Annotated in this window: 9 protein-coding genes and 3 pseudogenes; 9 read left to right on the top strand and 3 right to left on the bottom strand. The window is 62.2% G+C overall.

Annotated elements, in window-relative coordinates:
- Positions 1-136 precede the first annotated feature (136 nt).
- The 3 pseudogenes from H488_RS32695 to H488_RS32705 form a co-directional block, all read left to right on the top strand.
- A pseudogene (locus tag H488_RS32695) lies at positions 137-532 on the top strand (ATP-binding protein); the annotation flags it as partial.
- A gap of 64 nt (positions 533-596) precedes the next feature.
- Positions 597-1,622 (top strand): annotated as a pseudogene (locus H488_RS32700) (transposase); the annotation flags it as partial.
- A gap of 7 nt (positions 1,623-1,629) precedes the next feature.
- Positions 1,630-1,926 (top strand): annotated as a pseudogene (locus H488_RS32705) (IS3 family transposase); the annotation flags it as partial.
- 100 nt (positions 1,927-2,026) lie between these two features.
- Here H488_RS32705 and H488_RS36705 read toward each other — a convergent pair.
- From H488_RS36705 to H488_RS36715, 3 genes are read right to left on the bottom strand one after another with little or no spacing between them, the layout of a single operon-like run.
- Positions 2,027-3,280, bottom strand: a complete 1,254-nt coding sequence (locus H488_RS36705; RefSeq protein ID WP_081615837.1) for an oligosaccharide flippase family protein — start codon at positions 3,278-3,280, stop codon at positions 2,027-2,029.
- Between the two features lie 51 nt (positions 3,281-3,331).
- Positions 3,332-4,531 (bottom strand): glycosyltransferase, encoded by a 1,200-nt coding sequence (locus H488_RS36710; RefSeq protein ID WP_081615838.1) that lies wholly within the window; start codon positions 4,529-4,531, stop codon positions 3,332-3,334.
- Positions 4,524-5,132: an acetyltransferase gene (locus tag H488_RS36715; RefSeq protein ID WP_081615839.1), complete on the bottom strand. Its 609-nt coding sequence runs from the start codon at positions 5,130-5,132 to the stop codon at positions 4,524-4,526. Before H488_RS36715 ends, H488_RS36710 begins: the two co-directional genes overlap by 8 nt.
- A 134-nt stretch (positions 5,133-5,266) precedes the next feature.
- On the opposite strand from H488_RS36715, the gene H488_RS38270 reads away from it, so the two are divergent.
- From H488_RS38270 to H488_RS36725, 6 genes are all read left to right on the top strand, one after another.
- Positions 5,267-6,493 carry a glycosyltransferase family 4 protein gene (locus H488_RS38270; protein WP_081615840.1) on the top strand — a complete coding sequence of 409 codons (1,227 nt, stop codon included), beginning with the start codon at positions 5,267-5,269 and terminating at the stop codon, positions 6,491-6,493.
- Positions 6,494-6,584: 91 nt separating this feature from the next.
- Positions 6,585-7,616 carry a GDP-mannose 4,6-dehydratase gene (gene gmd, locus H488_RS32710; RefSeq protein WP_017834454.1) on the top strand — a complete coding sequence of 344 codons (1,032 nt, stop codon included), beginning with the start codon at positions 6,585-6,587 and terminating at the stop codon, positions 7,614-7,616.
- Positions 7,617-7,630: 14 nt separating this feature from the next.
- A complete protein-coding gene (locus H488_RS32715) occupies positions 7,631-8,632 on the top strand; it encodes a GDP-L-fucose synthase family protein (protein WP_017834455.1) in 1,002 nt (333 codons plus the stop codon).
- Between the two features lie 111 nt (positions 8,633-8,743).
- Complete coding sequence (locus H488_RS32720; protein WP_031283532.1) at positions 8,744-9,817, top strand: IS630 family transposase; 1,074 nt, start codon at positions 8,744-8,746, stop codon at positions 9,815-9,817.
- Between the two features lie 50 nt (positions 9,818-9,867).
- On the top strand, positions 9,868-10,539 hold the full coding sequence (locus tag H488_RS37260; protein ID WP_150110389.1) for a hypothetical protein: 672 nt from the start codon (positions 9,868-9,870) through the stop codon (positions 10,537-10,539).
- 99 nt (positions 10,540-10,638) lie between these two features.
- Positions 10,639-11,085, top strand: coding sequence for a transposase (locus H488_RS36725; protein WP_150110390.1), 447 nt, complete (start codon positions 10,639-10,641; stop codon positions 11,083-11,085).
- Positions 11,086-11,135 lie beyond the last annotated feature (50 nt).

Raw genomic sequence — 11,135 nt, forward strand, 5'->3', positions numbered from 1 at the left:
ACGCACCTATCACCGGAGGCGACGCCAAGCCGCGCTCGGGAGATTGACCCCCATCGAGTACGAGACCATCATGACCACACCAGCCCTTCAGGCTGCCTGACCCAACCTGTCACCTATCGGTGCATCAGTCCCGCAGGGCCACCGGGTGCTCTACGCCACCGCCGTGGACTGGATCCACCGGCTCAAGGCGGCCCACGACACCGGGCGCCTGGATGCCGAGCTGCGCAAGCTGGGCCGGTACCGGCTGATCATCATCGACGAGGTCGGCTATCTGCCCTTCGAGCAAGAAGCCGCGAACTTGTTCTTCCAGCTCGTCTCGACCCGCTACGAGAAGGCCTCGCTGATCCTCACCAGCAACCTGCCCTTCGCCCGCTGGGGTGAGGTCTTCGGCGACGTCACCATCGCCGCGGCCATGATCGACCGCATCGTCCACCACGCCGAGGTCCACACCCTCAAAGGCGCCAGCTACCGGCTCAAACACCTCGGAACCGACACGCTCCCCAGCGTCGCCATCACCGAGCAGACAAACTAACCACAACCACGTGGCCCACTATTCGACGAGCACTACCGGCCCACAATTCCAAGAGCGCTGACATGTGTCATGGTCGGTCGGGGCCCGCTGGTTCCGTCACGCTGGCGGCATGCCGCCGATCAGCCTGTTCGAGCCGACGGGTCGATACTTGTCGTTCGCCGAGAGGGAGGAGATCGCGCTGCTGGGTGCCCAAGAACTCGGCGTGCGCGAGATCGCCCGCCGGATCGGACGCGACCCCGGGACGGTCTCTCGCGAGCTGCGCGGCAACGCGGCGACCAGGAGCGGCCAGCAGGTCTACCGGACCTTGGTAGCGCAGTGGAAAGCGCAGCAGGCCGCGAAGCGCCCGAAGACAGCCAAGCTCGTGAACAACGACAGATTGCGCGAGTACGTGCAGGAACGGCTGGATGGGAGCGTCCACGGACCCGATGGCACGATCGTCACAGGCCCCGAGGCGCCGGCGTGGAAGGCGCTGAACAAGCCGCACCGGCAGGACAGGAGATGGTCGACGGCGTGGAGCCCGGAACAGATCTCTTACCGGCTCTGGGTCGATATCCCCGATGACGAGTCCATGCGCATCAGCCACGAAGCGATCTATCAGTCGTTGTTCAGCGAGAGACGTGGTGCACTCAAGCGAGAGCTGGTCACGTGGCTGCGCACCGGCCGGGCGCTGCGGGCACCGAGAGCTCGAGCACGCAACAAGCCGCAGGGGCATGTCACCGCCGATGTCGTCCTCAGCGAACGCCCCGCCGAAGCCGCCGATCGCGCCGTCTCGGGCACTGGAAGATCTGATCATCGGAACCGGCTGGTCCGCGGTCGGCACGCTCGTTGAGCGCAGCAGCTGCTCCACCATCCTGGTTCATCTGCCTCGGCTCGAAGGCTGGGGTGAGCATCCACCGAGGACCGGTCCACTGCTACGCCAGTACATCCCGAAGGCATCGATCTATCCAGGTGGTTTGTCGAGAACCTCGAAGCCGTCGCCCTCGCGATCAACAACTGCCCCCGCAAGATCCTCGCCTGGCGGACCCCGGCCGAGGCCTTCGAAAAGCAGCTACGCTCACTACACGCACCCGGTGTTGCGTCCACCGATTGAACTCGCCCAGTTCACCTCGTGGGTGTTCACTCAGAAGATACGCTCGGCCGAGCTGCTGCCGTCGTTCGGCACGGTCAGCGACGGCCTCGACAATGCCATGTTGGAAACTTTCTGGTCGTCGATGCAAATCGAACTGCTGAACCGTCAAAAGTGGAAGACCCGGATCAAGCTGGCGAACGCGATCATCAAGTACATCGACGTGTTCCACAACCGGCGTCACCGACATTTCGCACTCGATTACGGCACTCCGCGCGAATTCGACCTCGCTCGAACGCCACAGGCACTCACCACCGCTGGAAGCTAGCGACCACGACTGCAAACGAAGCCGCGGGCCGCGTCAGGGTGTCACCTACCGTGCGGCAGTCCCCGGTCACCGCCGTTACCCAACCAATCAGCGACGACGCTCAGGTACGAAGGGTCCTATAAATATCCGAACGTAGTGAATCAATATGGCGGCCCACTCCCCGAAAAACGAATATATAGATAAACGCCAACCCTCCCACCTGGGCGGCAAGCGCCGCAACATACGCCCAAATAGCCGCTTCAAGACCCCAAAAGTATCCCGCTAGTGCGAGCACGGAAATCGACACCACAGAAGCAATTGCAGAGTTTTTTCCCACGGCAGATTGAAAACCTGCCCCCTGCAACACGGCTCCAACTGTGTAAACAAGCGAAAGGAATACGAATCCCACAAAATATATTCTCGCAATCGGAACCGAAGGGATATAACTTGGCCCTAAAAGAATTCCGATCAAATCTGGCAGATACATAGACAAAACTAAGAGCACCACTCCGATCATGGAGGTGACTCCCATAGCGAGGTAGACGCCTTGGCGCACTGTCCGGCCACACCCAGAGCTCACTCGGGGAAGAATGAGCGTGGCAAATGAGGATGGTAACAACATGAGCGGTGAGGCCACCTTGGATGGAACGGCAACGTACCCCGCCGCAAGCGGACCAAGCACGACACCGATAACCGCTACGTCCAGCAGTCTCAGCTGACCACTAATCGCGTCGAGCCAAAAGAACTTCGAACCGCGAAGGATCAATCGCATTTGTATGTGCTTCACCCGCCCCGGAACAAATGCCGCCCGTCTTTTCAGTCGAACATTGTAGAACCACTCGGAGATTAGTACGGCAGAGCAGTAGGCCAACACCGCCTGTATCGTCGCGCTAAACAACAGCAGAGCAAAAATGCATAGCGTCGCAACCCGACGAATGGCGATACTCCTGCTGAACAGGCCCACCTGTCCGTCCGCCACTGCAATGCTGTTCCAGACCGCGGCGTCCCGCTGAAACCCTAGAGCAACACCCAATGGGGTCAATACCCAAAACACGGGATCAATAAATCCCAAAACAACGAGCACAGCCACACAAACACAGGTCAAGACCCAGCTCATAATTCTGTTTAATTTAAAGACCTCATCGACAATTGGGGAACCCGGTTCCCTGGCGCGCAGAACGCCGATGTATGGCGCAAATCCGAGTCCCAATACAACGGCAAGCGCAGTAAGAACTGCTTGCGCGGCAATGACCAAGCCGAATACACTCGGAGATAGCGCGCGAGCTAGCAGAACAATTGTGACGGCCTGGGCAACGGAGGCGACCAGCCTTCCCAGGACTATCCCGGATAGTTGTGCAACTACTCGTCTTGACATACAACCCCCAGGAATTGACAAGACTGAATCTCATGAGAACCGTTCTAAAGATTATGGGTTTGGCCTGACATTTTTGTCGCTCGCCAAGCACGATTCGTAAACGCGCTGCAGTCGCTCTGCCACACCTGAAATGCTGAAGTGATACTTCACGAGATTTTTTGCGCGCTCACCCATTGCATGTTGTGCACTGCTGTCCATGATGAGTGACTCCACGGCCGACGTGAGGGAGGCTTGGTCCGAGCCCACTACAATACCCGCCGCAGCCGATTCAATGTATGGCGCTAGGCCGCAGGAATCTGTGACGATGACAGGTTTGCCTAGTGCCATAGCCTCGAGGACCGACATGGGAAACGGCTCGTCAATTGAAGGAAGAACATAAATGTCGCATTTCGACAGCCGATCGTCAGTTAGTTCCGGCGCGCAGGGTCCTTCATACACTATCGATTCGGGGTAACCTGCGTCGGAGATGCGCTTGGAGACGGCACTAGCTTCGCCCTCGTCGGGCCCAACCATCCGGAATTCGGCATCCCTTCCCCGTGCGAGGATGTCTACGGCGGCATTGACGAACATCAGAGGCCTCTTTCGCGGATGCATCCTTGCCAAATAAAGGACTTCGCACCCTGTGTGACTCGGCATCGGTTCCGCACCCGAATGAATGTCCGCTCCGTTGTCCAACTGTACAAAACTTGTGAGCCGCGACTCGACAAGGGACAGGCTTTGCTGCTCTTGGGATGTCAAATAAAGAATGCGATCAGCGCCCCGTAACGCCGGGCGAGTTAATAAAGTGTCAAAGAATCGTGCGAAAATGCCGCTTTTTCGGGTGATCATGCCATGGGTTTGGACCACATATGGCAAACCGACAGCACGAGCGAGCAGAGCGATTGGTAGGGTCACGAAGTCACGCGCCAGATGAATATGCACTATGTCTACTCGATGACGTTCAACGATGAGCGCGCTTGCAAGTCCTCTGACCACCGTTGTCGCAAAGCCCAAGGTTGGCACTGCCACTCGGGCTGAAAAAAGTCGAGCAGGCGCCCCGTCAACCAGGTTCGTGTTTTTCGGGTACCCACGCGCCCCGGCCCACAGCCTCGACTCATGGCCTCGTGCGTTTAAGGCCTTTGTCAGGTTTGTGGCAACTCGTACGGGTCCGCCATACGCACCTTCTGGTGTGACAAGAGTGACCACGTGAACTATTTTTAGGCGGCTCGGCACGATACAAGATAACGGCACAACGTCCTCATCCTCACGCATTGTGGGCTGAATCGTCTTGCGGGAAACGCTGGCCGATCACATCAGGTGATGCAGCCCCGTAAATCGCATTGGGAGGAACGTTTTCTCCGACCCGAGTCAACGGCTGGACGAGTGCCGATCGACCTACGGTCACACCGCCCGTGATGACGCAACGTGATGTCACCCAGGCTCCCTCCTCGATGACAATCGGGCGGGTAATCAGCGCCATGTCACGCCGGTAGGCGTGGCTACCAGTGGTGATGAATGTTTCCTGGGATACGACTGCGTCATCTCCTATTTTGACAGAGGCCTGATTGTGTATCCACACACCTTCGCCGATCCACGATCGATTGCCTATCTCGAGTTTCCACGGGAACTTGACGCGCGTCCGAGGACGAATGATGACTCCCTCGCCGATCCGGGCGCCAAACGCTCTAAGCGCCTTGACCCGCAGGGATGAACTTGCTTGCCACGGATTGGTGACGAACAAGAGCTCCGTTGCGGACCACAGATAGATCATCCAGCGGGACCGGTCCCATGCTTCTCCGGACCCGGGCGCGGCTGTCAGATCAATAACAGGGACGTCCTGGCCGCCGATGGTCGTCTCGTACGGGTCGCTCATGGCGCTGGCTCCTCGCAGTTCGCACAGCCAGCACACCGCTGGACTGTGACATCCCTGCGGGTCGCGGGTGTGGGGTGGTACATACTTCTCAGCAGGATGGGCCCATGTGTAGTCCGAAGGAAAGGTGTTACGCCATGTCACCAAAATTGACGATAGTTGGACTGAACTTTGCACCGGAACCAACTGGCATCGCTCCATATACGACTTCTCTTGCGTCGCGGCTCGCGGGAGCGGGTTGGACGGTGAAGGTCATCACAGGTGTCCCACACTACCCTCAGTGGCGGGTATACGCCGGGTACACAGGCGCGCATCTACGCGCGTCCGCGGGCGAGGCCGACGTACTCCACCTGCGGCACTACGTCCCATCAGCACCACGTCTGCTCAATAGGTTGCTCATGGAGCTCGACTTTGGTCTTAAGGCTGCTCGGGTGGACTGGGGGGATCCGGACGTCGTGCTGTTCGTGTCCCCAGCTCTGTTTTCCTCGGGGATAGGTCTCCTAGCCGCGAGGCTGAGACGCCGCGTGCCACGGACTGCCATATGGATTCAAGACCTTTACGGGCGTGGGTTCCAAGAATCTCACGCCTTCGCTTCAGCACTCGCCGCACCGATGCGCTGGGTCGAGGCAGCCGTTGTGGGTGCGGCTGACAAGACGTTCGTGATCCACGAGAGATTTCAGATGCACGTACAGAACCACCTGGGTGTACCAGCAAAGAAAATAGAAATCATTCGCAACTGGTCCCATATCGTGGCTGCCCCAAACACCGACCGAGCAACCACCAGAAGAGAGTTCGGATGGAAGGACAACGAAGTGGTGGTGCTACACGCCGGTAACATGGGGCTGAAGCAGCATCTCGAGAACGTTGTCGAGGCAGCCCGGCTAGCAGAAGAGAACGGTTCACGGGTTCGTTTCGTTCTTTTGGGCAGTGGCAACCAGCGGGGGCATTTGGAGGCTTTCGGGGCAGGAGCATCACGATTGCAGTTCATCGATCCCCTTCCTGACGACCTGTACTTTTCTGCGCTATCCGCCGCGGACATCCTCCTAGTCAATGAGCTGCCCGGCGTGCGGGAAATGGCTGTACCCAGTAAGCTGACGTCCTACTTCATCACAGGGCGCCCAGTTCTGGCATCGGTGGAGTCCGAGAGCGCCACAGCAGACGAGGTTCGCTCGTCCAAAGCGGGCATTCTCGTCGCATCCGGGAATCCGCTGGCCCTGCTGACAGCGGCCGAAACGTTGTGGAAAAACCCTGGTACAGCGTCACGCTTGGGTGAAAACGGACTGGCATACGCCGCGATGCAACTATCCACTGACAAGGCTATCCGCCGCTGGGACGAAACGCTGAGGTCGCTGAAGCCGGAGTAGCGCGCCGCCTGGTGTCGTCATGTTTCGCACGGATCACTTCCACACCTACGCTAGCCAACACACGACTTAAGGACTCCAGGGGGAGAGACCTATGCCGCAGGCGAATAGGAAAGCCTTAATCACCGGTATCACCGGTCAGGACGGCTCCTATCTGGCGGAGCTGCTGCTCGCCAAGGGGTACGAGGTCCACGGACTGATCCGCCGCGCTTCCACCTTCAACACCCACCGGATCGACCACCTCTACACCGACCCGCACGAGGCCGACGCCCGCCTGTTCCTGCACTACGGCGACCTCTCCGACGGCTCGCGCCTGGTGACGCTGATGGCGCAGATCCGCCCCGACGAGGTCTACAACCTCGCCGCGCAGTCGCACGTGAAGGTCTCCTTCGAGGAGCCCGAGCACACCGGGGACACCACCGGCCTCGGCACCGTGCGCCTGCTCGAGGCCATGCGCCTGGCCAACGTCGACGCCCGCTATTACCAAGCCTCCACCAGTGAGCTCTACGGCGCCACCCCTCCCCCGCAGCACGAGGACACCCCGTTCTACCCCCGCTCCCCGTACGGCGCGGCGAAGATCTACTCCTACTGGATCACCAAGAACTATCGCGAGGCCTACGACATGTTTGCGGTCAACGGAATCCTCTTCAACCACGAGTCCCCCCGCCGCGGGGAGACCTTCGTGACTAGGAAGATCACCCGGGCCGTGGCCGCGATCAAGGCCGGCACCCAGGACAAGCTCTACATGGGCAACCTCCAGGCCATCCGCGACTGGGGCTACGCCGCCGAGTACGTCGAGGGCATGTGGCGGATGCTCCAGGCCGACGAGCCCGAGGACTTCGTGCTCGCCACCGGCCACCCGACCACGGTGCGGGAGTTCCTGGAGATTTCCTTCGACCACGCCGGCCTCGACTGGCGCGAACACGTCGAGTTCGACGAGCGCTACCTGCGCCCCACCGAGGTCGACGCCCTGATCGGGGATCCGGCCAAGGCCAAGGACAAGCTCGGCTGGCAGGCCACCGTCAAGGCCCCCGAACTCGCGAAGCTGATGGTCGACGCCGACATCGCCCTGCTCGAGAACGACGCGTGGATCGACACCGTCGACCTCGCCTCCTGGGCCAAGTGAGACAGGACCCCACCATGACAGCAGAGACCACCGAGAGGACCGCTGACACGATAACGTCGTTTACCCCCGGCCCGCTCGACCGCACCGCCTCGTTCTACGTGGCCGGTCACCGCGGCCTGGTCGGCTCCGCAATTTGGCGAAGACTTCAGTCTGAAGGCTTCACCGACCTCATCGGCCGCACCTCCGCCGAGCTGGATCTCAAGGACCGCGAGGCGGTGTTCGCGTTCTTCGCCCAGGCCAAGCCACGCTACGTGGTGCTGGCCGCGGCCAAGGTCGGCGGGATCCTCGCCAACAACACCTACCCGGTCGACTTCCTCTCGGAGAACCTGCGGATCCAGGTCAACGTCCTCGACGCCGCCCTGGAGTACGGGGTGGAGCGGGTACTGTTCCTGGGGTCCTCCTGCATTTACCCGAAGCTGGCCCCCCAGCCGCTGAAGGAGGAGTACCTGCTCACCGGGCACCTGGAACCCACCAACGACGCCTACGCGATTGCCAAGATCGCCGGGATCCTGCAGATCCAGGCCGTCCGCCGTCAGTACGAGCTGCCCTGGATCTCCGCGATGCCCACGAACCTCTACGGGCCCGGGGACAACTTCTCCCACACCGGCTCCCACGTGCTGCCGGCCATGATCCGCCGCTACGAAGAAGCACGGATCAACGGGGCGGAGTCGGTGACCAACTGGGGCACAGGCTCCCCGCTGCGGGAGTTCCTGCACGTCGACGACATGGCCGAGGCCTGCCTGCACCTGCTCGAGCACTACGACGGCCCCGAGCACGTCAACGTGGGCACCGGCACCGACGTCAGCATCAAGGACCTCGCCGGCCTCGTCGCCGAGGCCGTGGGCTACGAAGGTGCCATCGAGTGGGACACCAGCAAGCCCGACGGCACCCCCCGCAAGCTCATGGACGTGTCCAAACTCGCCGAGGCCGGCTGGACATCGAGGATCTCTCTGGAGGACGGCATTCAGTCCACGGTGGATTGGTATCGATCTGCTTACGACGTCGTGCGCCGCTGACTTATCAAACGTATAGCGCATCATTTTAAGCCACGCGCTCGACCGGTCGTCGCAATACTAGTGGCCCGTCGGTGAACTATCTACACGCTTGATGGGGTGGGATCATGGGGCATGGCAAACCATCCTGCGGCCCCGCTGCTGTTGCGCCAGGGCGACCGGGAGAAGCTGACCCGGCTGGTGCACTCCACCTCGGTGCGGGCGGGGCTGGCGCAGCGGGCGCGAATCGTGCTGCTGGCCGCCGACGGGGTCTCCAACACCGATATCGCCGAGAAGGTCGGGGCCACCCGCACCACGGTCATCGCCTGGCGGGCCCGCTACACCGAGGCAGGCATCGCCGGGCTGGCCGACCACGACCGGTCGGGGAGGCCGCGGCGGATCGACCACCGGGCGATCGTGACCGCCACCCTGCGGCCCCCGCCGAAGAAGCTCGGGGTCACCCACGGGTCCTCCCGGCTGCTGGCGTCCCGGTTGGGGATCGACCACAGCACCGTGGCCAAGGCCTGGCGAGAGTACGGGGTGGCGCCGTGGCGGGAGGGCACCTTCAAGTTCTCCACCGACCCCGACCTGGTGGCCAAGGTGGTCGACGTGGTGGGGCTCTACCTGGCCCCGCCCGAGAACGCCATCGTGCTGTGCGTCGACGAGAAGTCCCAGATCCAAGCCCTCGAGCGCACCTCCCCGGGGTTGCCGATGCAGCCAGGGAAGCCGGCGTCCCGCACCCACGACTACATCCGCCACGGGACCTCGACCCTGTTCGCCGCCCTGGAGATTGCCACCGGCCACGTCACCGCCGCCTGCAAACCGCGGCACCGGCGTCAGGAGTTCCTGGCCTTCCTCAGACAGGTGGCCCGGGCCTACCCCGAGGGACCGCTGCACCTGGTGATGGACAACTACGCCGTGCACAAGACCCCTGAGGTGAAGGCGTGGCTGGCCGAGAACCCGCGGTTCCAGGTGCACTTCACACCGACCTCGGCGTCCTGGCTGAACCTGGTCGAGGTGTGGTTCGGGATCATCGAGCGCCAAGCCCTGAACCGGGCCGACGCCGCCTCCGTTCCCGAGCTCAACCGGAAGATCCGGGCCTTCGTCACCGGCTGGAACGACCGCTGCCGCCCGTTCGTCTGGACCAAGACCAGCGCCGAAATCCTCAACAAAGCCAACCGACCAACCACTTCAAAGACGGCCCACTAGTGGCCCGTCTGCGAACTGTTTGGATGTTTGATGGGGTGGGACCATGGGTAATGGCTAATCATCCCGCGGCCCCGCTGCTACGGGAAGGCGACCCGGAGAAGCTGATCCGGCTGGTGCACTCCACCTCGGTGCGGGCGGGGCGAGCGCAGCGGGCGCGGATCGTGTTGCTGGCCGCCCACGGGGTCTCCAACGCCGAGATCACCGAGGGTCGGGGCCACCCGCACCACGATGATCGCCTGGCGGGCACGCTACGCCGAAGCCGGCATCGCCGGGCTGGCCGACCACGACCGGTCGGGCCGTCCGCGGCAGATCCACCACGGGGAGGTCGTGGCCGCCACGTTACGGCCGCCGCCGAAGAAGCTGGGAGTCACGCACTGGTCCTCCCGGCCGCTGGTGTCCGGCTCAGGATCGACAACAGCATGGTCGCGAAGGCCTGGCGCGAGTTCGGAGTGGCCCCCTGGCAGGAAGGTACCTTCAAGCTCTCCACCGATCCGGAACTGGTGGCCAGAGTGGTCGACGTGGTACGGCTCTATCTGGCCCCGCCCGAGAACGCCATCGGGCTCTGCATCGACGAGAGGACCCAGGTCCAGAGCCTCGCCCAAGCCGCGACTGTCGAACGGCGGGACGTTCCCGGTCTGGCTGCGACCGGGCAGGTCTCCTGGACCACACTGATGCGCATTCTGGGCACCACCGTTCGGGTCGATGGGGACATCCACCACTGACTCGTGCGACGACTGGGCATCGACGAGCACCGGTTCTGCACGGTCCGCCACTTCGCCCACGAGACAGGGCTAGTGAAGCGGGTAGAGCCGTGGTCAATCATGTTCAGCGACCTGGACGCCAGCACGATACTCGGCATCGTCGCCGGTCCCGTGCGGGCCTGGCCGGTCCCCCGACCGCGCCGGTGGCTGGTCCGGTTGCAGCTGGTCGCCATGGATATGTCCGCGGAGTACCGCGCCGCGGTGCGCACCCCGCTACCCAGAGCGGAAATTACCGTCGATCACTTCCGCTTCGTGGCCCGGGTCAGCCAGATGATCACGTATGCGCGCCGCCGCCAAGGCCGGTTTCTACACGGTCGCCGTGGTAGCAACAGCAATCCGGCCTACCGGCACCGGAGGCTATTGACCTGCAACCAGGAAACCTCACCTCGGTCGCCCGTGCCCGCCAGGCCGAAATCATCGAAACCTGTCAACGCCGAACGAACATTGACCCCCTATCGCCGGGCGGATTCAACAGCTCGTCGCAACACCGACGTTGTTTCAGCATGACATCTTGGCCGCGAACACGGTGGCCGGCGTCGCCCATCCGAGGACCTTTC

Source organism: Kocuria sp. UCD-OTCP (genome assembly GCF_000349605.1).
GTDB classification, from domain to species: domain Bacteria; phylum Actinomycetota; class Actinomycetes; order Actinomycetales; family Micrococcaceae; genus Kocuria; species Kocuria rosea.